42 protein-coding genes are annotated in these 23,979 nt (G+C 53.9%); 14 read left to right on the top strand and 28 right to left on the bottom strand.

The features are described from left to right. Positions 1 to 446: 446 nt before the first annotated feature. The 18 genes from AC0L23_RS11255 to AC0L23_RS11170 form a co-directional block, all read right to left on the bottom strand. Positions 447 to 740 carry a hypothetical protein gene (locus AC0L23_RS11255; RefSeq protein WP_473356933.1) on the bottom strand — a complete coding sequence of 98 codons (294 nt, stop codon included), beginning with the start codon at positions 738 to 740 and terminating at the stop codon, positions 447 to 449. A 114-nt stretch (positions 741 to 854) separates the two neighbouring features. Next, positions 855 to 1,031 carry a hypothetical protein gene (locus AC0L23_RS11250; RefSeq protein WP_473356932.1) on the bottom strand — a complete coding sequence of 59 codons (177 nt, stop codon included), beginning with the start codon at positions 1,029 to 1,031 and terminating at the stop codon, positions 855 to 857. A 55-nt stretch (positions 1,032 to 1,086) separates the two neighbouring features. Continuing rightward, positions 1,087 to 1,287 carry a hypothetical protein gene (locus tag AC0L23_RS11245; protein WP_473356931.1) on the bottom strand — a complete coding sequence of 67 codons (201 nt, stop codon included), beginning with the start codon at positions 1,285 to 1,287 and terminating at the stop codon, positions 1,087 to 1,089. A gap of 339 nt (positions 1,288 to 1,626) precedes the next feature. Next, a complete protein-coding gene (locus tag AC0L23_RS11240; protein WP_473356930.1) occupies positions 1,627 to 2,178 on the bottom strand; it encodes a hypothetical protein in 552 nt (183 codons plus the stop codon). Further along, positions 2,175 to 2,363 carry a hypothetical protein gene (locus AC0L23_RS11235; protein ID WP_473356929.1) on the bottom strand — a complete coding sequence of 63 codons (189 nt, stop codon included), beginning with the start codon at positions 2,361 to 2,363 and terminating at the stop codon, positions 2,175 to 2,177. Before AC0L23_RS11235 ends, AC0L23_RS11240 begins: the two co-directional genes overlap by 4 nt. Next, on the bottom strand, positions 2,360 to 2,527 hold the full coding sequence (locus tag AC0L23_RS11230; RefSeq protein WP_473356928.1) for a hypothetical protein: 168 nt from the start codon (positions 2,525 to 2,527) through the stop codon (positions 2,360 to 2,362). Before AC0L23_RS11230 ends, AC0L23_RS11235 begins: the two co-directional genes overlap by 4 nt. Positions 2,528 to 2,529: 2 nt before the next feature. Beyond that, positions 2,530 to 2,748, bottom strand: a complete 219-nt coding sequence (locus tag AC0L23_RS11225; RefSeq protein WP_473356927.1) for a hypothetical protein — start codon at positions 2,746 to 2,748, stop codon at positions 2,530 to 2,532. Between the two features lie 64 nt (positions 2,749 to 2,812). Then, complete coding sequence (locus tag AC0L23_RS11220) at positions 2,813 to 3,076, bottom strand: hypothetical protein (protein ID WP_473356926.1); 264 nt, start codon at positions 3,074 to 3,076, stop codon at positions 2,813 to 2,815. 54 nt (positions 3,077 to 3,130) lie between these two features. Further along, the gene (locus AC0L23_RS11215; RefSeq protein WP_473356925.1) at positions 3,131 to 3,289 is read right to left on the bottom strand and encodes a hypothetical protein; all 159 of its coding nucleotides are present in this window, start codon (positions 3,287 to 3,289) and stop codon (positions 3,131 to 3,133) included. A gap of 280 nt (positions 3,290 to 3,569) precedes the next feature. Next, positions 3,570 to 4,532, bottom strand: a complete 963-nt coding sequence (locus tag AC0L23_RS11210) for a hypothetical protein (RefSeq protein ID WP_473356924.1) — start codon at positions 4,530 to 4,532, stop codon at positions 3,570 to 3,572. Between the two features lie 276 nt (positions 4,533 to 4,808). Further along, positions 4,809 to 5,165 (bottom strand): hypothetical protein, encoded by a 357-nt coding sequence (locus AC0L23_RS11205; RefSeq protein WP_473356923.1) that lies wholly within the window; start codon positions 5,163 to 5,165, stop codon positions 4,809 to 4,811. A gap of 662 nt (positions 5,166 to 5,827) precedes the next feature. Beyond that, the gene (locus tag AC0L23_RS11200) at positions 5,828 to 6,232 is read right to left on the bottom strand and encodes a hypothetical protein (protein WP_473356922.1); all 405 of its coding nucleotides are present in this window, start codon (positions 6,230 to 6,232) and stop codon (positions 5,828 to 5,830) included. Next, positions 6,229 to 6,438 carry a hypothetical protein gene (locus AC0L23_RS11195; RefSeq protein ID WP_473356921.1) on the bottom strand — a complete coding sequence of 70 codons (210 nt, stop codon included), beginning with the start codon at positions 6,436 to 6,438 and terminating at the stop codon, positions 6,229 to 6,231. The genes AC0L23_RS11200 and AC0L23_RS11195 overlap by 4 nt, the downstream gene beginning before the upstream one ends. Further along, positions 6,435 to 6,617 carry a hypothetical protein gene (locus AC0L23_RS11190; protein WP_473356920.1) on the bottom strand — a complete coding sequence of 61 codons (183 nt, stop codon included), beginning with the start codon at positions 6,615 to 6,617 and terminating at the stop codon, positions 6,435 to 6,437. Before AC0L23_RS11190 ends, AC0L23_RS11195 begins: the two co-directional genes overlap by 4 nt. Continuing rightward, positions 6,618 to 7,130: a hypothetical protein gene (locus AC0L23_RS11185; protein ID WP_473356919.1), complete on the bottom strand. Its 513-nt coding sequence runs from the start codon at positions 7,128 to 7,130 to the stop codon at positions 6,618 to 6,620. It abuts the gene before it with no gap. A 489-nt stretch (positions 7,131 to 7,619) separates the two neighbouring features. After that, positions 7,620 to 8,060, bottom strand: a complete 441-nt coding sequence (locus AC0L23_RS11180; protein WP_473356918.1) for a hypothetical protein — start codon at positions 8,058 to 8,060, stop codon at positions 7,620 to 7,622. Positions 8,061 to 8,174: 114 nt separating this feature from the next. Then, positions 8,175 to 8,441, bottom strand: coding sequence for a hypothetical protein (locus AC0L23_RS11175; protein ID WP_473356917.1), 267 nt, complete (start codon positions 8,439 to 8,441; stop codon positions 8,175 to 8,177). Positions 8,442 to 8,656: 215 nt separating this feature from the next. Further along, positions 8,657 to 9,163 (bottom strand): aldo-keto reductase family protein, encoded by a 507-nt coding sequence (locus AC0L23_RS11170; RefSeq protein ID WP_473356916.1) that lies wholly within the window; start codon positions 9,161 to 9,163, stop codon positions 8,657 to 8,659. Positions 9,164 to 9,351: 188 nt separating this feature from the next. Between AC0L23_RS11170 and AC0L23_RS11165 the strand changes: the two genes are divergently transcribed. The 5 genes from AC0L23_RS11165 to AC0L23_RS11145 all read left to right on the top strand — a co-directional run bounded on the left by AC0L23_RS11165 (position 9,352) and on the right by AC0L23_RS11145 (position 12,784). Next, a complete protein-coding gene (locus AC0L23_RS11165; RefSeq protein ID WP_473356915.1) occupies positions 9,352 to 9,951 on the top strand; it encodes a terminase small subunit in 600 nt (199 codons plus the stop codon). A gap of 344 nt (positions 9,952 to 10,295) precedes the next feature. Beyond that, positions 10,296 to 10,583, top strand: a complete 288-nt coding sequence (locus AC0L23_RS11160; protein WP_473356914.1) for a hypothetical protein — start codon at positions 10,296 to 10,298, stop codon at positions 10,581 to 10,583. Positions 10,584 to 10,587: 4 nt separating this feature from the next. Continuing rightward, positions 10,588 to 11,856, top strand: a complete 1,269-nt coding sequence (locus tag AC0L23_RS11155) for an SGNH/GDSL hydrolase family protein (RefSeq protein ID WP_473356913.1) — start codon at positions 10,588 to 10,590, stop codon at positions 11,854 to 11,856. A 158-nt stretch (positions 11,857 to 12,014) separates the two neighbouring features. After that, a complete protein-coding gene (locus AC0L23_RS11150; protein WP_473356912.1) occupies positions 12,015 to 12,398 on the top strand; it encodes a hypothetical protein in 384 nt (127 codons plus the stop codon). A gap of 2 nt (positions 12,399 to 12,400) precedes the next feature. Next, entirely contained in the window at positions 12,401 to 12,784 is a 384-nt protein-coding gene (locus AC0L23_RS11145; protein WP_473356911.1) for a hypothetical protein, read from the top strand. Here AC0L23_RS11145 and AC0L23_RS11140 read toward each other — a convergent pair. The 10 genes from AC0L23_RS11140 to AC0L23_RS11095 form a co-directional block, all read right to left on the bottom strand. After that, positions 12,781 to 12,954, bottom strand: coding sequence for a hypothetical protein (locus AC0L23_RS11140; protein WP_473356910.1), 174 nt, complete (start codon positions 12,952 to 12,954; stop codon positions 12,781 to 12,783). The genes AC0L23_RS11145 and AC0L23_RS11140 overlap by 4 nt on opposite strands. Continuing rightward, positions 12,951 to 13,172, bottom strand: a complete 222-nt coding sequence (locus tag AC0L23_RS11135) for a hypothetical protein (protein ID WP_473356909.1) — start codon at positions 13,170 to 13,172, stop codon at positions 12,951 to 12,953. The genes AC0L23_RS11140 and AC0L23_RS11135 overlap by 4 nt, the downstream gene beginning before the upstream one ends. Positions 13,173 to 13,476: 304 nt before the next feature. Then, a complete protein-coding gene (locus tag AC0L23_RS11130; RefSeq protein WP_473356908.1) occupies positions 13,477 to 13,821 on the bottom strand; it encodes a hypothetical protein in 345 nt (114 codons plus the stop codon). Next, entirely contained in the window at positions 13,805 to 13,990 is a 186-nt protein-coding gene (locus AC0L23_RS11125; RefSeq protein WP_473356907.1) for a hypothetical protein, read from the bottom strand. Before AC0L23_RS11125 ends, AC0L23_RS11130 begins: the two co-directional genes overlap by 17 nt. Next, positions 13,990 to 14,127 (bottom strand): hypothetical protein, encoded by a 138-nt coding sequence (locus AC0L23_RS11120; protein ID WP_473356906.1) that lies wholly within the window; start codon positions 14,125 to 14,127, stop codon positions 13,990 to 13,992. The genes AC0L23_RS11125 and AC0L23_RS11120 overlap by 1 nt, the downstream gene beginning before the upstream one ends. 62 nt (positions 14,128 to 14,189) lie before the next feature. Further along, complete coding sequence (locus AC0L23_RS11115) at positions 14,190 to 14,318, bottom strand: hypothetical protein (RefSeq protein WP_473356905.1); 129 nt, start codon at positions 14,316 to 14,318, stop codon at positions 14,190 to 14,192. Positions 14,319 to 14,379: 61 nt separating this feature from the next. Further along, positions 14,380 to 14,586: a hypothetical protein gene (locus AC0L23_RS11110; protein ID WP_473356904.1), complete on the bottom strand. Its 207-nt coding sequence runs from the start codon at positions 14,584 to 14,586 to the stop codon at positions 14,380 to 14,382. A gap of 58 nt (positions 14,587 to 14,644) precedes the next feature. Continuing rightward, positions 14,645 to 15,013, bottom strand: a complete 369-nt coding sequence (locus AC0L23_RS11105; protein ID WP_473356903.1) for a hypothetical protein — start codon at positions 15,011 to 15,013, stop codon at positions 14,645 to 14,647. A 4-nt stretch (positions 15,014 to 15,017) separates the two neighbouring features. After that, positions 15,018 to 15,302 (bottom strand): hypothetical protein, encoded by a 285-nt coding sequence (locus tag AC0L23_RS11100; RefSeq protein WP_473356902.1) that lies wholly within the window; start codon positions 15,300 to 15,302, stop codon positions 15,018 to 15,020. Between the two features lie 140 nt (positions 15,303 to 15,442). After that, entirely contained in the window at positions 15,443 to 15,667 is a 225-nt protein-coding gene (locus AC0L23_RS11095; RefSeq protein ID WP_473356901.1) for a hypothetical protein, read from the bottom strand. Between the two features lie 108 nt (positions 15,668 to 15,775). Here AC0L23_RS11095 and AC0L23_RS11090 point away from each other — a divergent pair, with 108 nt between their 5' ends. The 9 genes from AC0L23_RS11090 (at position 15,776) to AC0L23_RS11050 (ending at position 23,932) form a co-directional block, all read left to right on the top strand. Further along, complete coding sequence (locus AC0L23_RS11090) at positions 15,776 to 17,560, top strand: hypothetical protein (protein ID WP_473356900.1); 1,785 nt, start codon at positions 15,776 to 15,778, stop codon at positions 17,558 to 17,560. 4 nt (positions 17,561 to 17,564) lie between these two features. After that, positions 17,565 to 17,726, top strand: a complete 162-nt coding sequence (locus tag AC0L23_RS11085; protein WP_473356899.1) for a hypothetical protein — start codon at positions 17,565 to 17,567, stop codon at positions 17,724 to 17,726. Beyond that, positions 17,723 to 19,423, top strand: coding sequence for a DUF4055 domain-containing protein (locus AC0L23_RS11080; protein WP_473356898.1), 1,701 nt, complete (start codon positions 17,723 to 17,725; stop codon positions 19,421 to 19,423). Before AC0L23_RS11085 ends, AC0L23_RS11080 begins: the two co-directional genes overlap by 4 nt. 234 nt (positions 19,424 to 19,657) lie before the next feature. Continuing rightward, on the top strand, positions 19,658 to 20,509 hold the full coding sequence (locus AC0L23_RS11075; protein WP_473356897.1) for a DUF6651 domain-containing protein: 852 nt from the start codon (positions 19,658 to 19,660) through the stop codon (positions 20,507 to 20,509). Between the two features lie 137 nt (positions 20,510 to 20,646). Beyond that, positions 20,647 to 20,928, top strand: coding sequence for a hypothetical protein (locus AC0L23_RS11070; protein WP_473356896.1), 282 nt, complete (start codon positions 20,647 to 20,649; stop codon positions 20,926 to 20,928). A gap of 203 nt (positions 20,929 to 21,131) precedes the next feature. Continuing rightward, positions 21,132 to 22,376 carry a major capsid protein gene (locus tag AC0L23_RS11065; RefSeq protein WP_473356895.1) on the top strand — a complete coding sequence of 415 codons (1,245 nt, stop codon included), beginning with the start codon at positions 21,132 to 21,134 and terminating at the stop codon, positions 22,374 to 22,376. Between the two features lie 95 nt (positions 22,377 to 22,471). Then, positions 22,472 to 22,909: a hypothetical protein gene (locus tag AC0L23_RS11060; protein WP_473356894.1), complete on the top strand. Its 438-nt coding sequence runs from the start codon at positions 22,472 to 22,474 to the stop codon at positions 22,907 to 22,909. Between the two features lie 29 nt (positions 22,910 to 22,938). Next, positions 22,939 to 23,340: a hypothetical protein gene (locus tag AC0L23_RS11055; RefSeq protein ID WP_473356893.1), complete on the top strand. Its 402-nt coding sequence runs from the start codon at positions 22,939 to 22,941 to the stop codon at positions 23,338 to 23,340. A gap of 82 nt (positions 23,341 to 23,422) precedes the next feature. Continuing rightward, positions 23,423 to 23,932 (top strand): DnaT-like ssDNA-binding protein, encoded by a 510-nt coding sequence (locus AC0L23_RS11050; protein WP_473356892.1) that lies wholly within the window; start codon positions 23,423 to 23,425, stop codon positions 23,930 to 23,932. Positions 23,933 to 23,979: the final 47 nt, after the last annotated feature.

The raw sequence follows: 23,979 nt of genomic DNA, 5'->3' as shown, positions 1-23,979 counted from the left end.
TTGATGCGTTATTTGTAGCGGCGACTTTCCATTCGGTCAAGCGAATTGCGATGAAAATTGCGAAATAATTTGCGATGAAAATTGTGATGGTAGGTTGACCGATTTGCCAAATTCTATATTGTTACGGACGTTGGAACAGGTTTCGCGCCAGCATTTGCATCGCACAAAAAATTAGCCCGGTGGTTAGCCGGGCTTTGGGGGTTTAATTTTCCTCTTTCTCTCGGTCTAGGCGCTCGCGAGCTTCCTTGCGCGTCTTGTAAGGCCCGGCCCACAACTGCCCACCATATGCGGGCGTATATCTGATTTCCCAAAGCCCCGTGTACCAGTCTTTGACGACGTGTATCGTTTGACCGCATACGGTTGCGCTGTTGATGTACGTCATTAGTTCGGCCCTTCTCTCTCCTAGCTCGGTTGGGTGGCCCGGTGGTTAGCCGGGCCGGGGATTGTTACAGGCTGGTTTCCAGCCCGGTTTGATTGGTGAACAGATCGCGCAACTGATCGGCGTACACGTTGCCCTGCGTGTGAACAATGCGCAATTCCAGCTTGCGAAATTTGCCGAACGTCACGCGATACGTATCGTTGCAATCCAGCGTAATCGAAACGTGATTGATGCCGTTCGAAGCCGGGATTTTGAACCGCAGCGTATCATCACCGCCGACAAGGTGCTTTGCACCGGTCATGGCGAGGAACTTGTTACCGCCAAGTTGGGCAAGGATGGTGTTCGCAATCTGCATCGTCATGGTCGCCGCTCCGTTGTTGATGCGTTGTTTATAGCGATGAAAATTGCGATGGTCAAGCGGTTATTTATGCGATGGCAAAAATAATTTGGCCCGGTTGTTAGCCGGGCCGGGGTTTCATTCGTCTTTGACGGCGGTATAAATCACCGGGCTATCGTGGCGGCTTCGCCATCCGGCTTGTTTCTTGGCTTCCTTGATTGCGTCCGCTTTGGTCTTGGCGTCGATTTCATAAGTGCCAGGCGTTTCGCCAGCGGCGGGGAACTTATCCCTAGCGGTCACAATGTAGCGCGGCATGGTGTGCGGTCCTAGTGAGTGGCTGGCCCGGTGGTTAGCCGGGCCGGGGAGGGGTTCAGGCTTCGACAAACCGAACGGGGCTTTTGCCGTACTCGCGGCGAGCGCTGCGCTTAGCTTCCGTCTTGGTTTTCCAGCTATTCAGCGTGTAGCTGACTTCACCCTTGCGATAGACCGAAGGCGTTCCCCACTTGAAAGCCTTTTCGTTAAAGCCGTTCGTGGTTTCCTTGATGGTGACGGTAACAGTTGCCTTAGCCATTGGTCATCGCTCCGCTGTTGATGCGTTGTTTATAGTGATGAAAATTGCGATGGTCAAGCGGCTATTTTTAATAGTCTTCAAAAATTCCGCGTTTATGTCGCAGGCTGTTCACTCCGGATAACGAACCGGTCAACCGTTGATTACCTTGTTCCTCGCCATATCGTGCTTCCCAATACACACCTATATGTTTGTCGGGTTCTCGGACGGTCCAAAGTTTGTTGAATTGTCGCGTTGCCCATGCGCGAGTTACGCCCGTTTTCATGATGTCAACAGCGGGCCAATCCCGCTTTTCGATCAGCTTTCCCTCTAGCTTTACTTCAACGGTGACACTGCAAGTGATCACGGCGAACAACGCTTAACGATGTCCGAAAGTTTGCTCGCATACCGGAAAGCCGCTTCCGCGCGCCGTTCCTTGCAAGCTTCGTCATCCGGATCAACGACCGATCGGAGATGTTCGACAAGGCATGTCAGCGTGAACAGTTCGTCATCCGTGATTGACTTCGGTGGTGTCTGCGGTTCATTGAGGGCGGCGGCGATCAGCGGAACAGCGTAGTCATCGAACTCACCGGGGCCAGCGCAGGTTTGGCGCCATGCCTCCGCTACGATGGCCTTCGCGCGCTCGGTGGTGTCGGCAGAGGAGGGCGAAGCAGGGGGTTCAATGGGCGCGAGATAGTCCGCAGCATGTAGCAATGCCTGTGCGAATGCGCGAACGTCGCGCAAGTCGGTGTAGCGGATGGATACGGCAACAGGATCGCGCCCGGTGAATTTGATATCAACGGCGTCGTTGTCATAATCAGGATCATCCGGCCTTGTCGCAGTCACTTCAACCCAATCGTGACCAAGGTTCGTTTCAATCCGGGTGTGACCGGGAATAGGGCTCTTGTTTGTCATGCTTGCCACCTATTGTTTAACCGACCAACGGGCAGGGTGCCGCCCGTGGTGATGGATGATGTACCGAACGCGTCGAAGTCGCACCACGGATCAACGAAGGCCATGGCTAGGGCGTGATCCGCGATCAACGTTTTGCCGTCGCGCTGCACGGTCACGTAATAGCCGATTTGGGGCGTCCCGGTCACTTGAGTTCGACAACTTCAACGACGGTGATGCCTTCGGCTTCCAAATCTGCGGCGTGTTCTCGCGCCGCGCGTTCGTTGGGATGATCAAAGCTAAACCGCATCCCTGCGTTATCGCTGATAATCACCACCCATGCTTTGCCGTTCTGAACTGGTTGCTTTGTCATCATCAACCCAAATACAAGTTGCCGTCTTCGATGAACAACGAATGATCGAAATCGAGGGCGTCAATCAATGTGCGATCGTCCGCATAGGCTGCGAACATTGCCAACGCTTCCGGCTTGCTGATCTTTACCCATGCTTCAAGCACTCCGAAGAACGGGCGGATATAGACCGCGCGGGCCTTCCTGATCAGCTTGCGAACGTCGCCGATGGTTTGTGCGGTCATTGTCACTTACCCTTGAAGAATTCGCGCAACAGCCGTTCGATTACCTGTTGTGGTGTCTCGGTGATCATGCGGGCACCCACACGTTAGCCTGATACTCGCCCTTGCGACGGAGCGCGGCAAGCGAATAGCCCTGCGCTTCATATGCTTCGTGCGCTTGCGACTTCGCCCAAAAGGTTGCGGCTTCCAGCGTGTCGCAGCGATCGGACGCGCGGCGTTCCTTCGCCTTGTCAGCCGTGGCGTTGATCAGCATCACGCCACGAAACCCGCCGCCCAATTCATCCTTGATGGGATAGGCCGCGATGGTCGCAATGTGGAAGGTGCCGGGCATGTCGGTTGTTCCGTTGGCAATAGCTTGGCCCGGTGACTAGCCGGGCCGTTGGGGTTAGCGCTTCGCTTCGATTTCGCGCTGTTCAGCCGTCGCTTGGCGATAGGCGGCGAGTGCTTCGATAGACTGCACACCAACAGGGGCATTCTGCCATGCGAAGTATGCAGCGCGTTGCTTGCGGCTTGCCTCGATAAACTTGATTTGTTCGTTTGTCATCGCCGTAACTCCGTGGTTGATGCGTAATTTATAGCGATGAAAATTGCGATGGTCAATAGGAAACTTGCCAGATGGTCAAAATAATTTGGCCCGGTGATTAGCCGGGCCGGTCACTGCGATCGGATAATTTCTTTTCTAGTTCGTAGATGCGGTGCGCGAACTTATCCAACGTTCGCAGCATCGGGAACGAACCTTTTTCACCGATTGATGAAGATAAGTGCGGTCATTGCTCCGCAACCGATGAGGCATATTGCTAACAATCCGTAGTACTCAACCATTTTCAGTTCTCGCCTGCTGATCGCGGCAGCGAGGAAGGCGGAATAGCTCCCGGCACAAAACCGGCATGTGGGCATGTGCTGCACCACGGCCACGAAAGCTTGCCGCATTTTGATTGGTCCGATGCGCAGCAATCCGGAAGGGGTTCAACAACGACCGGAACGGGTTTCACACCTTCCCTCGGATGCCGGTTCATAAGGTCTTGCGCCTGCACAAAAGATGCTTTCACGGTTGTTACAATGACACCATGCTCCGGGTGCCAAAGCGCCCATCCGATTGCGTGTGTTGGTGCCGCGTGCTGCACTGGCGCTGACTGCGGTTCATTGAGGACAGCTTGAAGGCACGTCGCGACCCACGCGCGGCGATGGGATGCGAAGGCCCTCCTTGTGTCCCAATCGGGAGCCTCAAAATCGGCTATCAACTGCTGAATTTCAGCTAGTGGCGGCAGGTCGCTTCTGGCATATCGCGGCGGTTCACCATTCAGGTCGGGTCGAACCAACTGGACGTAGACCAAGACCTCCGCGAGAGCCATGCGCGAGACCTTCACCATCGCGCCGTCTTCGTCGCATTGCTCTTGGTGGTTCACCAGATTGATCAGTGCGTCCGTTGGCACTTCTGCTGCTTGCGGCTCTGGCGTCGGGCGCGGCAGTGACCATGAGCCCGTGCACGTCGGCTGATGGCCTTCCTCGGCCAAATCGCCGCCGCACTCAGGGCACTCGAAAAATGGGCTCTCTGGCGCTGGCTTCGGTTCAGTTCGGACGCGACCGGAGATACCCTCTAACGCATCGAACCAGTTCTCAAGGGTACCCTGTGACACGCCAACGACGTGATCTCGCGCTGCGCCGGCATCGATATAACCGACCACTTCTTTCCGGAGCGCCTTGAGGCGCTCTTCAATATCGTCGGTCATTATGGCTGCCCCGCCACAGTTTCCATCAATTCCGAGTTCGGCTCGTTCAAAAGACATGATCGTTTCCTTTGGTGGTTGAAAGATTATTATCGTTAAATTGCGACGGTCAAGTGGTACATTACCACATGGTCAAAATAAACTATCGCTTCGTGAGTGCGTAAATTGCTCAATCGTCCGTGCGCAAGAAATCTTCCCAATTTTCAGGGCTCATTGGGAGTGCTTGGCTTTCATCCCAAGCGCAATTTTCACACTTCCATTCGTCGGCGACGATGCCAACGCCAATATCAATTTCGTTCCGCCAGCACAGTGAACCGCATTCCGGGCAACGCATGGCTAGGATGCCTTGCGGTAATCGGCGAGGTAAATAACGCCGTCCGCGCGCTCGGTGATGGCTTTACCGACGATCTGCAAAACCGCGTTGTATTCGTGGTTATCGCGTTCGGCGGCTTCCTGAATGGCCGGGTGGATAACCCTAGACAAGTCTTTGTCATCCGCGCCGATGATCGGGGCCATGCTGTAGCGGCCCCACGGCTTGATTTGCTCATTGCCGTCATAGACGCTGATCCGAAAGGTTTTGCCTTCCGTCGTGGTGATGGTCTTAGCCGTCCGCTTGGCAACGGTAACGCTGATGATGCAGTTGTGATCGCCGATTGAGCGGGTGGAATAGGTCTTGCCGGGTTCGAAGTTCATTGTCATTCTTCAGTGTTGATATCGTTGTCTGTTTCTTTGTTTTTGGTGCTGCGTTCTAAGCCCGCTTAGAAAGACATTCGTTCATTTTTGCAATCGCTTCCCCAATCAAAAGCAACTTCCCGCCGTTCAAGCTGATACGCTTTTTGCGGGGGTAGTAGAAGGCAACGCGGCCGGTGGCACGGTATGCTTCCAAAACTATGTGCTGTGCAGCCGTCATCGCAGTAACTCCGTTGTTGATGTGTTGTTTGTAGCGATGGTAATCGCGATGGTCAAGCGGTAATTATACAGAAATAAAAAAAACCCGCGCATGGGCTAATCATGCGCGGGTTTGCCAAGTCACAAGGAGGAAACGCCCAAGAGAAGCCAAGGAACTTCACTCAGTAGGGGAATAGTCTCACGAACTTACCACGTGGTCAATAAAGAAAATGCCGCCAGTGCGGCGAAACACTGGCGGCAATCCATCTTCCCAACGTCTAAGGCCCATGACTGAGCGGGGCGAACGATGGCACAAACTTACCACGTGGTCAATCGTTAATCCAGAACCTCTGTGCCCGGAATAAGCCAAACACATTCCGATGGAAAATCGGCCGGATAGCATTCCGCATGGCGCGATGCGTACCAGATCGTTCCAGAAATCGGCCAGTAGACAACGAACATTGCGTTTATCCCCCGTCCGATCGAATAACCGCCTTGTCAAGTTGAGCGGCGATGAAATCGAGATTATCAGCAAGGCGTTCATGCGAGCGCTTGTCCGTCTTCGTTGCCGATCGCGTCGCTTGCCTTCGTCGCAATGATGCCTGTTCGCGTAAATGCTGAACTACAAAATCCAACACTTCGCCCGGTTCGTTTGCGACAATGACAGTCGGTGCCCCAGATGCGCGGCGCTGTTCGTTGACTTCGCGCTGATCCATTTCCCGCGCGTTATTTTCACGCTTCACAAAATCGCCTTGACGCGTCGTAAAAACCGGATCGCTGCCTTTCGCATATTCGCGATGGATCGAAGCGCAAACCGCCCATGCAATTATTGCTTCCTGCCATCCTGTACGTTTGTTTGCTGTGCTTGTCATAGCCGCAACTCGATTTTGTCGCGCGTTGACCACATAAGGGCTGCGGTGATTGCGGCTTTCTTGATGACGTATCGACCGATGCCGGTTTGCTGAACGTCGTAACCTTCCATATCGGCATAGTAGCGCATATGGACGGCGGCATAGCCGCTGCCTAGCAACATGACGGTGATGTAATCGGGGTGCGGGTTGCTCGGTGCGTTTGTCATCGCTTCAACGCCCTTATGGTTGGCGCGCAAACGATCGCGTTATAAGGGCCGTCCCGGTTTGCCTGATCAACAACACTTGCAGCGGCTTCGATTGCCGCGTTCCAAATCAAGTCGTGCGCCGTTTGCGGTTTGGTGTCTCCGAACAGGCGTTCGGCATGTGCCATTGCTTCGTCACGCATTTAAGCTATCCCCCGTTTGAATTTCATGCCGCGAATGTTCTCATATCCGCGCTTGCCGTTCAGGTGATTGGATAGCGAAGGCTGCGATATGCCGTTTTCGAGTGCTGCACGTTCCTGTGTCTGCCAACTCTTGCCAGCGTTGGGGCCAACCGTGCAAGTGATCGCAGCGCGGACGGTGGTTTGAAATCCTCTTACGTTTGCATGCGGTCGATAGGTTTTCACAAAGCCGGATAGTTCATTGAACATATCCGCTTCACGTTCGCTGCTGCTCATGATGGTTGCGCGGATGATCGTGCTATCGTTGACAGTCTCGCGCCAGCACGAATTCATGTAAGCATCCGGGCACATGAGAACGTCGCGCAATTTGCAAACGCCTGCAAAAAAGATTTCGCCCGCCTTGTCGTCGCTCGTTTCGGTGAATGAGGACAAGATTTCATGCACGTAGAAACAGTAATGTTCGCGCACCGCTTCCGTCGTGAAAGCGATCTTTGTTCCGAAATTCAGTCTTGGCATAGTTCCATCCTGTAAAGATAGGGGTATCCGACTTTTACAGGAAACTTTCCATGTGGTCAATAGATGATCGTCGCCGGTCAGTGGCGGTCAGGCTTCGTCGCCGTCGGCCATAATTTGCAACGTCATCCATAATTGTGCGCTGTCATCCATAATTGTGCGCTGTTTCCTCACTGTTGTAAATTACGGTAAATTATGTAATTTTTGTGGGAAATTATGGAAAGTAGCTCTAAAGAGCATTCGAGATAGAACAATAGAGAAGATATATAGTTAGATGAATAGATAGAAATATAGTAATTAGGTAAAAGCTATAAGAGTATAAAAGTATAAGAGTATAAAACGGGTCTATCGTTCTAAAGAGGTTAGGGAAATCACCACGTCCATAATTATGCAAAATTATGTAATTTACAGCGCTCCATAATTTATGGGTTGCCGTCCGATCGCGCGCAAAGAAAAACCCCGCCGAAGCGGGGCTTTGAGTGGTCGATTGCGTTAAGCGGGCTTTTTTGGCTGCTTAGCATTCGTGGTGTTCGGTTCAGCACTTGGCGCAACAACGGTCGGATGCGTCCCCATGGTGTCAGGCACTCGATTTCCAAGCGACTGATTTTCGTTCGGCGTTTGCTGTTGCCGTACAACATCGGGATTTGCGGGTTTTGGTTGCATCCCGTTCATCCGCTGCGCTTCCGCGACGGCATCGCTTTCGGTAGTGAAACCTTGGTTGATATCTAACGGTTCGCCGCGCGTGTTGCAAACGTACCATTTGCCATCAATGTTCGTCGTTAGGTGCGTGCTTCCTGCAATCGTCTTGGTCAGCCCGTCTCCGTTGGTGCCGTCTTCAACGACCGGCCCGCCCGTCGCGTTCGGGTCGGTAGTCATGGTGCGGCGATCGGCGGGATTGGAAATCGGTTTTCCGTCTTGATCATGGGTTGACATGGTGCGCGCTCCGGAATGTTGGTGGAAAAGTCTAAACGCGCCAGATGGTAAATTGTTCCTGTCAACGAAAAACCCCGGTGGTTAGCCGGGGTTGATCATGATCGGGCAGGGCGCTTACTTGCAGTGCGGCGAAACGATATCGAGGCTTTTGGTTTTGGCGAGGTTGTCAATGTGCTTAAACGCTTCTTCATGGGTGATGCCCATCAGTTTCGCTGCGATCATAGCCGCGTGGGTTGGCCCGTTGACCAACATAGCGTGACGCAATGCGCTGTTCGCCTTGATCGGCTTGCCGTTGCTGATCCTTGCAGCGATACGATTGCCGAACTTCGCCGACGCTTCAACTTCACGCGGCATCATATAGAGAACGCCATTTGGATGCATGGTGCTTTCCTCGCCGAACGATCGCGCCGCCTTGTGTGCGCAGATACTTCGCCCAATACGCGGTTGAATGCAGTTCAAACAAACGTGCAACAATCCGCATATTGCGATGGCGATAGATCAGGCGGGCGATCATTGGCTTTGCTTTAATCAGTGGTTGAAATAGATCAGGGCAAGAGTTGCCCCGATCACGATGAATGGATACGCGTTGAACACGTTCAAGCGTAGTTCCAGCGCTTACGGCGTTCGCTCTTGCTGATCGCAGGATAAACGCCGCGTTCGCGAACCGCTCGCATCCTTGCCGGGGCGCTTTTGGTGTATGCGGCGAGTTTCGCGGCATCGGGCAGGGCAGGTGCTTCGCCCGTGATGATTTTCACATGAACCGGCTTGCTCGCTTCGTTCAGCGCGGCAACGGTCGCAGCGTTCGGCGTTGCGGTCGGGATGGACTGCGCACCGCAAACGTCGCAGCGTTCGCCCTGTTGCAAATGGCATTCCCCGCACACCTGCTGCGTTGCGGTCGGAACAGCGCTGTAAATCCGATCACCGATTTCTTTGGGATTACCAACCGACTTGACGTTTAGCGCTTCGGCTTCCTTGCGCTTCAAATCGCGAATACGGCGCTTGGCGCTTTCTTCGTTCTTGTACGGGCCGCCCATCTTTGCGCTCATGTCATTGACGACAAACAGATCAGGTGCAATTCCGGTGACGTGATAGGTGGTGGTCATTGCGAAATCTCGCTTTCGTGGTTGATGGTGATCGCAACTAACCACGTGGAAAGTATCTAGTCAAGTGTGATGCTCATTGCGATGGTCGATTGCGCACTGATGGTCAACAGGCAAATCAGCGTGGAAAATTGACAAAATGCGACGAATAGCCAATATCTAGCGCTATGCTCGCGCCGATCACGCCACGAATGGATTTCCGCCCGGCCTATGGTCAAATTGACCAATGGGAACGGAAATTCGTTGACGGTTACGTGAAGGATATTGAGGGGATAGCGGAAAAGACCGGTCAACGGCTTCTAGCGGTCCTACAGCAGCCGTTCCCTTGGGAATTGGATCAGCGGGCCGTTGCGATGCTCGCGCGCCCCATGGTCCGCGCTGCGATTGCTGAACGGGTGAAAGAGCTATCGGAACTATACGATATTTCGATCATGCGGACGTTGAAGGCAAACGCCGTGATCGCGTACTCGAATATTTCGAATTACATCAAGATCAACGAATGGGGCGAACCCGAACCGAATTTTGCGGATTGCACGCCCGAAATGATGGAAGCGGTTAAATCCATCGAAATCGAGGAAAAGCCGCGCGGCGGTAAAAAAATCAAGTTCACGTTGCATGACAAGTTGGCAGCGTTGGGCAACATGATGCGTTATCAGGGTTTGTTGACGCCCGATAACGCGCATTGGCTCAAACAGGAACAATCGGTTCAGCCGCAGCAACCCACGATGTTGCCGAATGGTATCGATGAAGATGCAGCGGCAGCGCTGTACGCGCGTGAAATCGGGGGTTGATGGCTGTGAAGGTGCTTTTCATTCTCGCGGTTGCGCTCGGTGTGATTGTAGGCGCGGACACGCTCGCGGGTTATTGCTATCCGTATTTTCGTATTTGCGCGCCGATATCGGGGACGTGTTGACGATGTTCGGTGTTGCAGAAATATGGGGTCGATAATGCGGTTACAACATTGGCAAGTATCATTGTTTTTCGCTGTATCTGCATTCACAGTTGCTTTTGTTCGGCAGTACGTTCACTGACTGAGTTGAGTGGCAGAAAGCGGTTAACGGATTTCCGCCAGCAATTGACCACATGGCATAAATCAGATAGGCGCGATGGATAGCCATTTTTCGGAGATCGCGCCATGCCCGCCTATGTGTCTTTCTGCACTCCGAAGGCTGCGGGTTCAGCGTCCGGAATTCATCAGGTTCGGAAAACCGTAACCGTCGCAGTCGGCGCGACAAGCACCGAAACCGTGCAGGATAACGAATTCATCGTCATCGGAAACACCGAAGCGGGAATGATCCTCGCTGCGGTCGATATCGGCACGCCCGATGCAGCGCTCAACGGAATTCCCATCCCAAGCGGTGGCGTGTCTTACCCGATCTTTGCCAAGCGTGGCGCGGTGGTCAACATCAAAGCCGCGAGCTAATCGAATGCAGATCGGGCTTGGTCTAAATCTGAGCACTCGCGCATTCCTTGGGCCAGTTGGGGTGCCGCCCGCGCTGGCACAGGCATTCAAGACAGCCCTTTATGCAGGCGGGTCCGACAAGGTTCTCACATTCCTTGGGGACAGCACCGGCAACGCGACCGACGAGCATTTTTATCTGCTGACGACCGCGATCGAGGCGGCCGACCTGACGCATTATATCGACTATTATCTCTACGATGACACGACCAAAGCCTATATTCTGAACGCGTTGCTTGGCCGACGATCGACCTTCAGCCTCATGCAGGAGACGTTCACGCGGGCTGATGGAGCGGTTGGGACGACCAGCTCGGGCGGCCAAACTTGGTCGGCGAACTCGTGGACCATCTCGTCCAACAAGGCCGTCCCGAACGCGACTTCTTCGTTTCTGACGGCCGCCGCGACACTTTCGTCGACTTCGTGCGAGGTTAAGACCGACGTAACCTATCAGTCGGCCGGCGACTATCGCGTCTACCTGTTCGACCAATCGTCGATCAACATCATCGTTTCCGTTCAGGCGATTGGCGCGGTCAGCGTGCTTTATACGAATGCCGGCTCGACAACCCTTGGAACGATGAACTCTCTCGGCCTATCGGCTGGCACTTCATATCCCCTCACGATCGTGAAAGACGGCCTTCAGATCTACGTCGAACTGAACGGCCGTCAGCTTGTTTGCAGCCTTTCGCAGGCGCAGGATAACGCCTTGGTCGGTCGCAGCGTCAAGTTCACGTCAGTCACGAGCATTGTCGGGCACGCCTACGACAACATCTATATCGGCAACATCACCAAGCCGGCGAACAAGTTGACCGTCCGCAACGGCAGCGTCTCCGGTACTGGCTTCAGCTATCACACGACCAATATAGCGACGCTCTGTCCCGAAAGGCCGGACTTGGCTGTCGTCAGCCTTGGACATAACGAGAGCACGCTCCCGGCTCAATTCGTGAGTGACTACCAAACCTATGTTGCGGCCCTTCGGGTGCAGGCAGGTGCGCAAATCCCAATCGTCGCTGAACTCCAAAACGCGACACTTCTCGCAAACGCAGCGGACCATGCCGCGAGAATGGCGGCTCTGAAGGCCGCATGCCCATCAAACGGTTGGGATCGTATCGACGCCTTCGCCGCGTTCTCAAATTATGCGGGCGGATTGGCTGCGCTGCTAATGCCAGACAACCTTCACCCGAACCCGACCGGCAGCATCCTTTGGGAGCAGACGGATCAGGCGCGGTTTGGGTTCTAGCCGTCCGCTCTCTGGCGCTCCCTCAGGGGCAGTGCAAGTGTGAAATAAGGATAATCAAAATGGCTTGGATCATCTGCATCATGTTGATTGTCGCGGTTCTGTTCGTGTTGCCCAAGGTTGCGGCGTGGCTGCAAAAGCATTGGAACACGGGTTAGCCCGTGGCCGATGATGATGTGAAACGCGATCAATCGGAAGCGATCCGCGAAGCAACGGGCGCATTCTGCCGTTCGCTACTTGATGCGATCTTGCCGCCGATCAGGATTGCTGCACGTCATCACGGTTACGCGGTTGCGGTTCACGGATCGCTAAAACGGGATATCGATTTAATCGCTGTTGCGTGGCGTGAACACAACGTCAGCACGTCCGATGAATTGGTGCGTGCTATTTGCGGCGCGATTTCTGGCGTTACCGGTAATTGCTTGCGTATGGCAGATAGCAGCGTGAAACCACATGGTCGCATTGCTTACACGCTGATCCATGGCGGGTTCATCGGTGAAATCGACTTGTCGGTTATTCCGTCACAACCAAAACAGGACGCCTGACAATGCAGATTTGCAAAGACCATTGGGCGATGATGCGCCAAGCGATCGATGACAAAGGCATGTCGTCGCTGATCGCGAAGGATGGCGTAACCGCGATTGAAAACGAAGTTGCGCAGTTGGATGCCGCAAAGAACGGCCATCCTGAACCGGACAAAGCCGCGCCGTTCGATCCGCTGATGTCAATGAATTGGCATTGGGCAAATAGCGCGCTCGAATGCGGCGGGCTTGCTATGATGATGCCGAAGGAAGATGGTTCGTCACGTTGCCCGCTTTGCGAATTCGTCGCGAACGTTCCGGGCTTCGCTGATAGGAGCGAGATTGAGAACGTTGCATCACAGATGCAGGCGTATTGCTATGATGAAGGGCTTATTCCGCGCCCGTCTTAGTCGTCGTGCCCGAAAAGCAACACGAAAAATTCGCATCCCGGAAATCGCGGATCAGTTGCAGCGTCCGGGCCGATAACCACATGCGTCATTAACCCGTTTTCATCTTGCGATGCGATTTCGCGATCGGGCGGTAATTGCTTCAAAACTTCGATTAGCTCGGATGCTGTCATTGGTTGGCGTCCCGTGCAGCGTTGATGTTGCCATGTGCGCAAACTGGATACGAACAACGCGTATGATCTTCGCCGCACTCGCGTTCACACAAGGATTGCCGTTCTTGATATTCCGCCTCGGTTTCGACGCGCAAACCCTTTGGAGCGTGTGCTTCACGGTCGGCGTCGGTTTGCATTTCGCCGGGCTTCAATGTGCGATAGCCGATAATTTTCACCATCGCTAATCGTCTTTCTTCGCGTTGCACTTTAGTGGCATCGTCCCGTTCGGATCAACATCACCTAATCCGCCCGTAGTGTTCGATAGATCGGGCAGGGAGACAGGTGACAGATGCGGCAAGCGTTCTATTGCACCGGTTGCAACATCGATCCTAACGACGTTGCCGATTGTCATATGAGTTGCGCGCAATGATCCTGTGATTGCACCGTCAAACGGTTTGATCATAAACGCATGTTGCGTCTTTGGCTCATACGGACATTCCGAACGCATGTGGTTTCCGTAGCAACGCGAACATTCAATGATCATCAGTAGCGCCCTCGATTAGCGGGGTTGAGCAGTGGCGTCCGGATCATTCCCCACGGGTTGAATAGAACAGGGATAAGCCATTTGTAAGACCGATCAAGCGGCGTTGTGATGATGATAAACCCGGTTTCGCGATCGTACTGCGCGAATGCGATCGGGGTCGGCACGGTGTCAGGCATATCGGCATATGCACGGATCGGAGAAAGAGGGGGCGGGAAGTACAGATAAAACCGGCAATAACCGTGATCACGCCAGAACTCGCGCTGTACTTGATCGCGTTTCCATTCCCGTTCGATCGCGAAATGCAACGTGTCGTGATCGGTGGTTTCGTCATTCATGCGCAGCATGTCGTTCCCTTTCGATATCGATGCGTCGCCCGAATTCGAAATCATCGCGATCAAGCGCAACGTCTAGGCCGGTTTGCCAAATGTGCCCGTAATCATCAACGCTGACGATGAACCATGCATCTGCGCTGTTGTCGTCGGTATAGCGCACGAAGTAGTAACCGGGCTGCATCACAATTCCCGTTCGATCATGTCGATTAAATCACCCATGATAACCATCAATTCGTCAACGCTGTTAAACCGCTTAGCGCGTTGCAAGCGGGCGCGCATTTCGGCGATCTTCTCACGTTTGCGCTGTGCCTGCTTCATTTCAGCGTATCCAGCCGTACACGGCCCCGAATGCGGCAATCCGCACAACTGACAAAGCATCGTCATTCTGGCATCGCCCATGCGGTCGCTGATGTCTTGTCTTTGAAAGTCGCGTACCAATAGCGCTTGCCGTTCGGCGCGATGCGATAGACATGCCAGCGACGACGGAAGCGCGATTTGATGACTACCATTCGATACATCATTGATACCTCAACAACTCGGGCTTGTACGTTGATGCCTGATAGATGATTTTCATTGCAACACCGCGTCAACCGCTTTGATCGAAACGTTGCCGCTGCGAATGGCGATCTTTCCCATTTCCAGCCACGTCCCGCGATCGTCTAAATTACCCGTGTAGAAAACGAGTGATCCGCCAAGCGCGGAAACCTGTACAAAAGCACCAACTGCTTGCGCACGTTCATCAGCTTGAGCAATTGTCATTTCGCTGCGCTTGGTCATCGCCGTAACTCCGTTCTGATGCGTTGTTTATAGCGATGGAAATTGCGATGGTCAAGCGCTATTCTTCGATGTTGTCACAGATTATTGGTTGCTGATCCAACCAAGCGCACAACTCGGTTTCGGTCGCGAATTGCGCGATGATGGCAGGGCGTTTGCCGTCTTTGACTTCGGCATCATTGATGGTTTCGGCATCGCGCACGATATAGCGGCGATCGTATTGGTTGACGTGTTCGAACGTGAATGATGCATCACGGTCAACCGTCCGGATGCTGTAAACGGCGAACCGCGATCGAAAGCCGTCCGGAATTGCGCTTTCCAACTCCGTACCGCGCACCAAATGGCGCGGATCATTCGAAGGGGTGACAATTCGCCACCTCAACGGCGTGGGTCTAGCCCTTCCCATCTTCCGCCGTGATTTCAACAGCATCGGTTCAGCCTTTCCGATCTTCGGTTGCGACCTTGCGGGCAGCGTTGGCGAGGTATTCGCCCAAAGCGCGGTTGGAATACGTTGCCTGCGAAAGCAGGGCACGAACCGGCATTTTCGCCATTTCCGCGCTACGCTCGAAAAGAGCGGGCAGCACGTAAGCATCGGCAACAGAGACACCGAAGCGAGAGGCGAAAGCGACGAATTCGTTATGCATTTTAACTCCGATGGTTTGGGGCGGAATTGCCGTGAACCATGCGTTGTTTATAGCGATGATAATTGCGATGGTCAAGCGGTTATTTTCTGCTACCGGCAATTATTTTGAGTTGCACCGGATTATCGCGTTTGCGGAAACACGGTCGATTGTACATCAGAACAGCGTACAAGACGTTGAATGCAAGCCATCCCGCGACCAAATAAATTGCGATCATCTTAGCCGCCTTCCTCACTGCGCCAAACGCAGGTTGGTTCATTGTTTTTGTGATGGATGACGCGCCAACGAAAGCCGGGCACGCATTGCCGGGCCAAGACTTCCTTGGCGTAATCGGTAGCGACTGAGCCAAAGCCGAACGCGGCGATGGTCTCGAAATGATGCTTTTCGGGCCAACTACACTGCACCAAGTAGTCAAGGCCGTAATATTTGCTTGTTTTGCGCAAGGCGAGATATCCCCCGGCCGGTTGGAAAGTTGGCGGAAAGTATGATAGGACAAAGCCGCGAAGCATCAAGCCGGAAAGTCGGAGACTTAGGCTTTATTTGGAATAGCGATGAATATTGCGATGGTCAAGAGCTATTCCACGCCAAACGCGGACGTGATCGATTGGCGTAGTTCCGGCCATGCCGATACCGTCAAGCCGTGGAAGCCCGACTTCCTAACGCATGAACAATGGCCCCCGTCGTATCGATCGGTTTACGCTTGGCGTTTGCAGCAATTGCACAAATTGCGAAATAACCCTGCGTTGCTCGCAAGTGCGAAGGCGTATTATCGGACGCGGCCCAAAGAATTCATCATGCATTGGATGGATACTTACGATCCGCGCCGCAAAGGATCGAAATGGATACCGTTTATATTTTTCAAGCGGCAAGCCGAATTCGTTGATTTCGTTGATCAGTGCGCGCGAGATAACGAAAGCGGCTTAGCTGAAAAATGCCGCGACGCTGGCGTTACGTGGCTCGCGTGTGGATACAGCGTGCATTCGTGGCTGTTCGTACCTAGCGACGCGATCGGATGGGGAAGCCGCAAGCAAGAGTTGGTCGATAAGATCGGCGACGTTTCAAGCATCTTTGAAAAGTTGCGCATGATCGTTCATCGGTTGCCGAATATCTGGAAACCGAAGGGGTTGAGCGAGCGCGACCACCTTACGTTTATGAAGATGATCAACCCGGAAAATGGTTCGGTGATCAGTGGCGAAACTGGCGACAACATCGGGCGAGGCGGGCGCAATCGCATCTATTTCGTTGACGAAGCGGCGCACCTTGAACGCCCGGAAAAGATTGAAGCGGCGCTAGGCGATACAACAAACGTCCGGATCGATATTTCATCCGTCAACGGTTTGGGCAACGTGTTTCATCGCAAGCGCGAGGCTGGCGTTGATTGGCGTCCGAACGCGATCAACCTTCAACCGGGATTTACGCGGGTGTTCGTCTTTGATTGGCGCGATCATCCGGAGAAGACCCCGGCTTGGTATGCTCAACGCAAAGCCAAGGCCGAACGCGAAGGGTTGCAGCATCTATTCGCGCAAGAGGTTGACCGCAACTATAGCGCTGCGGTTTCGAACACCATCATTCCATATGAATGGATCAGTGCGGCAGTTGACGCGCATCTAAAGATACGTTGGCAGTTCAAAGACGGTTCAATCATTACCGGCATTCCTGATTATCTCATTGGTGATAATTGGGTTGCGGGATTGGACGTTGCCGATGGTGGTATTGACCGCAACGCGTTTGCGAAGCGGCAAAGCATCATCTGGCGTCACGTTGAAGAATGGGGCGAGCGCGATCCGGGCGTTACCACGCGTCGCGCTGTTGCCTCTTGTCGCGATCACAATCGCATCAAAGTGCAATACGATGAAATCGGCATTGGTTCCGCCGTCAAGTCGGAATTCAATCGCTTGGTCGCCGATGAACGCTTGATCACGCGTGATCGGATTGATTTTGTTGGCTGGAATGCCGGTGCTGCGGTTGTTGATCCGTATGCGCGTCTAATTCCTGATGATGAACAATCCGCACTTAACAAAGACTTTTTCCATAACTTCAAAGCGCAAGCTTGGTGGTCGTTGCGAACGCGTTTCTATAAGACGTGGAAGAATGTTGCGGAAGGCGTGCTGTATCCGATCGATGAAATGATTTCGTTGGATGGCAACATGCCGCTTTTGCAACAGCTTATGAAAGAGTTGGCACAGCCAACCCACGGGCCGGGCGCATCCCTCCGAATGGTTGTTGATAAAAAACCTGATGGTACAAAGTCGCCGAACCTAGCGGACGCTGGTGTAATGATGTACTTTCCGGTTCGTGACGATTTCGCGCCGTTGGTCGGGCGCTATGGAATGTAGGCTGATGCGGATTGTTTGGGGCGAGACTAACAAGCATTGGCCGATCGTGAAAGTTAACGGTCAAGCGATTAGAAACGCGATCATCGCGGATGATGTTGAAGGCGTTGTTGAGTTTGTGAAGCATAACAAGATCAGAACAATTCGCGGCAAGGTTGAAATCTCATGAAACATTACATGCTTTCGACCGTCGCAACGAACGCAATTCGCATCCGCGCATTCGATCCAAGCAATTCTTTCCCGCCAGCACCTCCCGGCCGCGCCAACACCAGCATGGTTGCGGCGTTGATTGATGCCGCGCGAAGGGCGGCAAATCAGGAAGTCGTTTCGATCAGTTCCGAGCAAGAGGATTTGAGCGCTCGCGACGCGGACAGCGCTTACATGCTTCCGTATTGGGATTTAACCGACGATTTGATTGAAGGTTACGCAGCAGTCAAAGCGCGCGGCGATAAATATTTGCCGCGATTTGCCAACGAACCAAACGAGAATTACGCCGCGCGTTTGTTGCAAACCGAAATGACCAACGTTTACGGCGACGTTGTGGAAATGCTCGCAGGCAAACCGTTCGAAGAACCGATTACGCTTCAACAGGACAAAGACGAAGCAACCGGCAAGCCCGTTCCGCTACCGTCCGATATCGATGAATTCGTGAAGGATGTTGACGGGGCGGGAAATTGTCTTTCGTCATTCGGCGCGGTGACGTTTTTCAACGGCATCAATTCGGCGATCGATTGGATTTATGTAGACTATCCGAAAGTTGATCCGACGAAGGTTCGCACGCTGCAAGATCAGAAAGACCAAAACATACGCCCTTATTGGTCGCATGTGCTTGGTCGCAACGTGCTTCAAGCCACGTCCAAGATCATCAACAGCAAGGAAACGCTTATTCGCCTGCGTATTCTTGAACCGGGCACGCCGAACCACATTCGCCTTTTCGAGCGCAGCGAAGACGGTTCGGTAATGATGGCGCTGTTCGAAGAAAAGCATGAAACGGACGGCAAAACCAAAACGTTCATCTTGGTTGACAGCGCACCGATCACCATCGGCGTTATTCCGCTTGTACCGTTCCCGACCGGTCGTCGCAACGGGCGCACGTGGCGTTTCTCGAAACCAATGCTTGCTGCGGCTGATGCACAGATTGAATTGTATCAGAAAGAAAGCGGGTTGAAATTCGCGCGCCTGATGTCCGCATATCCCATGCTCGCGGCGAACGGTGTTAAGCCGCAAAAGGGGGCGGATGGAAAACCGCTGCAACTCGCTGTTGGCCCGAATGTCGTTTTGTATTCCGAACCCGACGCAACCGGCAAGATCGGCAATTGGAATTATGTTGTTCCGCCCGCTGAAAATCTGCGTTGGCTAAAGGATGACATTAAAGAAACGCAGGATGTTGTTCGCGATCTTGGACGGCAACCGCTAACCGCGCAATCCGGCAACCTTACTGTTGTTACAACCGCATACGCAGCGGGTAAGACGCGTTCGGCTGTTGGTTGGTGGGCAGTCGGATTGAAGGAAGCGTTAGAAAACGCAATGAAGCTCACTTGTCTTTGGATGAACCTAAAGACAACCGATTTTGAACCATCCATCAACATTTACGATGACTTTGACGATTTCACCACGGACCAAGCAAGCGATCATAGCGCATTGCAGTTCGCACGCACCAACGGCGACTTGAGCCATGAAAATTATATTCTCGAATTGAAGCGCCGCAATACCGTGCGTCCGGATATGGACGAAGACGAAAACAAGCGGCAATTGCTCGAAGAAACCCCGGATGACAACGTTGATCCGAACGCCGTTGACGATACGGGCGGCAAGCCGCCAGCGAAGAAACCGCAACCGCGAAAGAAAGTGCCCGCGAATGTCTAGTGATCGTATCGGCCAGCTTGAAGCGTCCGTTGAAGCATTGAAAGCCGCTGTTGCTACTCAACAGCAAGCAATCATGAAGTTGCAGGGCGCTAACGATGTTCTTAGCAAGCGCATTCTTGAGGATATCAGGAAGGCGCAACGATCTAACCTTTTGTAACACGTGCGTAAAAACTCAACTAGTCGCAAGCAGGATAGCGAGCGGCGCAATGGTCGGATGACCAAAGGAAAGCGACAATGACGAAGGCAGTTATTTTTAATTCGATCGCAACCAAGCTTCTTTCGGTTCATATGGCCGGGCTGTGTTTGCGCGTGTTCGATCCCGGCAAGGCCGGTTGGAAGTTGACCGAAGACGGCAAGGCCATTCAGTTGAAGGATGGCAACCCGATCTGGATCAACGCAGATGGTAGCGAAGGCACGCTTGCGTCCGACGCCATCACGCGCATTAACGGCGAGGCGAAACAGCATCGCGAGCGCGCCGAAAAGGCCGAAGCAACCTTGGCGACATTTGAGGGCATCGATCCTGCGAAGGCGCGGGCATCGCTGGAAATCACCGATAAGCTTGACAAGAAAAAGCTGATCGATGCGGGCGAAGTCGATCGCGTTACGAACGATATCAAAGCGCAGTTCAGCGGCCAAATCGAAACTTTGACCACGGAAAACGGTAAGCTGAAATCATCGCTTGACGGATTGCTGATTGATAACGTTTTCAGTCAGTCGGAATTCGTTCGCGAAAACATCGCGATGCCGCTCGATATGTTCCAAGCGTATTTCCGCAACAACTTGAAGATTGCGGAAGATGGTCGCGTTGAAGCCTATGACAAGGCGGGCAATCGCGTGTTCAGCAAAAAGAACGTTGGGCAGGTTGCCGACGCGTCCGAAGCGCTCGAAATTCTTGTGGATCAGCATCCGCAGAAAGCCGTGATCTTGAAGGCCAACAACAACAGTGGCGGCGGCGGCGGTGGTAACGGCGGCAATCGCGGCGGAACGCGCACCATTGCTCGCGCTGAATACGACAAGATGCCCGGCCACGATCAAGCGCGTATCGCAACCGAAATGGGTAAGGGTCTCGTTACCATCGTTGATTGACCGCTTTAAGCATCGTCGGGTTGTTCGTCGCTGGCAACCCGACTTGATCGGAGGGCGCGCGGTTCTTTTTGATGGGGGAAACCGCGCGCCCTTTACGTTTTAAGCTATCATCAGCGCAATCAGAAAAGGAAAGAACGATGATCAAACCAACTATCGGACGTGTTGTGTGGTATCGCGCGGCAGATTGCGAGTTTTCAGGATCACAGGCTGAAAACGTGATGGTGCGTCACAACGATCAGCCGTTTGACGCGCACATTGTTCATGTGTGGTCCGACACGTGCGTTAATCTTGTGGTGTTTGACCACAACGGCAACATGCACAAACGAACTTCGGTGCCGATCAATTTGGGAGATACCGGGGGTTCTTATGCCGAATGGATGCCCTACCAAGTCGGCCAAGCTCAGAAAGTGACGGCGTAGGGTAACTTTCCATCTAGCATTGTGGAAAAGGGCGCATCGTTATGCGCCCTTTATGTTTTAAGCGATCATCAGCGCTTGACCAAAAACGCGAACACGTTTACCGATTGCATCTAGTCGCTAGACCGGATGGCAATGCGGCGTTCGCATCGGATGATGCACTTAGACCAATCCCGAAACATCATCTGATATAGGAGCGTCGCAACATGCGCGCGAAGTCTCTCGTTAAGTCGTCGCTGCTCGCGGCGTCGTCGCTGATCGCTGCCCCGGCCATCGTCCATATGGCGGCTTACGCCAACACCCTTACCCGGCTGATTCCTGATCTTTACGCGGGCCTTGACGTGGTTTCGCGTGAGTTGGTTGGCTATATCCCGTCCGTCATTCGCGACGTTTCGGCAGAACGCGCGGCGGTCGGTCAGTCGATCGTGTATTTCGTTACGCCGCAGCAAGCCATGGTGGACGTTGTGCCCGCCATGAGCATTCCGGAACCCCCGGATAACACCATTGGCAACGGCACCATTTCGATTACCAAATCGAAGGCCGTTCCGTTCGGCTTCACGGGTGAAGAACAGCGCGGGTTGAACACCGGTTCGGGCTATCTTTCCGTTCAGGCCGACTTGTTCGCGCAGGCGCTTCGCACGCTGACGAACGCGGTTGAAACCGATCTTGCTGCCGAAGCCGCCGCGAACGTGTCGCGTTGGTACGGCACCGCTGGCACCGCGCCGTTTGCAACCTCCGTTGGCGATGCCGCGCAGGTTCGCAAAATTCTGGATGATAACGGTGCGCCGCTGACCGGCCGTTCACTGGTGATCGATACGACTGCGGGTGCAAATCTGCGTTCGCTGACCAATCTGACGAAGGCGAACGAAGCCGGGACGCAGATGGTTCTGACGGATGGCACGCTGATCAACCTTGCTGGCCTGAACATCAAGGAAAGCGCTGCTATCCCGTTGATCGGAGCGGGCACGGCGGCGGGTTCGACCACCACGGCGGCGGGCTTCGCGAAGGGCGCAACGTCGATCGGCATTGCTGCGGCGGGCACCGGCACCATTCCGGCCGGTACTTCGATCAAGTTCGCGGGTGACAACAACGTGTACACGGTCGCTCCGAGTGGTGGCATCGCCAGCGCTGCGGCAGGCGGTACGCTGACGCTGAACGCTCCGGGCCTGCGTGTGGCTATCCCGGCATCCGCAACCGCGATCACCGTTGTTGCCGCGCATACCGCCAGCACGGCGTTTTCGCCGAACGCTCTGCGGCTTGTCGCTCGCGCGCCCGCGCTGCCGAACGAAGGCGATCTTGCCATTGACCGGATCAACATCACCGATCCGCGTTCGGGCATGGTGTTCGAAGTCGCCATTTACGCCGGTTATCGGAAAATCCGTGCGGAAGTGGCTCAGGCGTGGGGTGTGAAGGCGATCAAGCCGGAACATATCGCGGGCCTTCTCGGTTAACAGCCTGCCACTGGCGGTTGCGTGACGATCGGGGCCGGGCGCGGATGAACCGCCCGGCCCTTTGTCTTAACTCTTTCCAGTGATGACCGGGCGCTATGGACAGTTCAACGATCGCTTTGATTTTCACGGGTGTCAGCCTTGCGATCGTGCTTGGCAAAGATTTGTTCGGCGGCGGAAGCAAACTCGCATCCCGGTTCGGCGCGCTCGAAAAAGACACGACTGAAAAATACAACGCGTTGCGTTTCGAGTTCATCGAAAAGAACGCTAACGCCGCGTCCAATTCTAAAGTTGGATTTGAGGCGATCACAGCGAACATTCACGCGCTGCAACTAGGGTTCTCCGATTTCCGTGCGCAGATGGCGGAAAACTACATGCGGCGCGATAGCTTTTATAAAGCGACGGACGAACTAAAGCGCGACTTCAACGACAAGCACAGCGAATTGAAAGCGGACGTGCATCGCGGCTTTGAGGAAATGAAAGAACAAATGAACCATCTAGCCCAATCGATCGAGGAAGGGCGCAAGGCGAAGTAAGTTTAACTAGCGAAAGAAAGGTGAAGACAATGAACGATGTAACCGACGTGAAAGTGATCAAGACGGAGAACGGCCCGCTGCGCATCAACGCATCGGATTTTAAGGACGGCGAACATGAGTTGCATGTTGCCGATGAACGGTATGATGAACACGGCGTTTTGCGCGTCAACGATCGTTCGGAAGTCACGCCCGCGCGTGGTGACGTGAAGCTGATGACCACGACCGGCAACAGCGACGGTGCGAACACCGGTCGTTTCGATACGCTCGGTGTGATGCAGAAAAAGAACAAGTTCTACATCGTTGACGGTGCCAACGGCGGCAAGCCGGTTGAAGACGTTGAGGGCATCGATCCGGAGGGCTACACGTCCAATCAAGACGCTTGGGCCGTCCTGCTTTTCATCAAGTCGAAAACCGCAACGGACAACGCTTAACCGCCTATAGACCATCGGCGGAATGTGCTATCCTGCCTGCTACGGTTCGCCGTGGCGGGCTTTTCTTTTGAGGGGATGGAATATGGCTGATCCGATTTACGGCGACGCTACTGGCTTCAAAACCTATTGGGATGCACGCGGGCAGCAAGGCGCAATCGTCGCGTTCGATGATAACGAAATCAATGCGGCGTTGCTTGTGGCATCCGAATTCTTGGATGCTGCGTTTCGATTGCAATACATGGGGTTGAAGGTCGGCGGGCGCGATCAGGTTCGCGAGTGGCCGCGCATTGGTGTGCAAGATTATTACGGGTACGCTGTGCCGAACACCGAAACGCCGCGCGAAGTGATTTCAGCAACCTATGAAGCTACGTTCCGCCAATTGCAAACGCCGGGGGTGTTCTTCAAGGATTACAGCCCGTCGAAATATCGCAGCGTTTCGGTTAGCGGCGCGGTGTCGGTGACATACGCGATCGGCGATGCTTACGACTTTCAAACCAAGATGCCCGCACTTGCCGCCATGTTAGCGCCCATTCTTACAGGGGCGGGCACTGGCGGGTTTTCGTCGCTCTCAGGCTTCGTTGCAAGGGTCTAAAATGAAACGGCCCTGTAATCGCTTACAGGGCCGTTCGGTGTTGTGGA

This window comes from Bradyrhizobium sp. MI1.4 (assembly GCF_055811315.1).
This window is presented reverse-complemented; position numbering and strand designations above follow the sequence as displayed.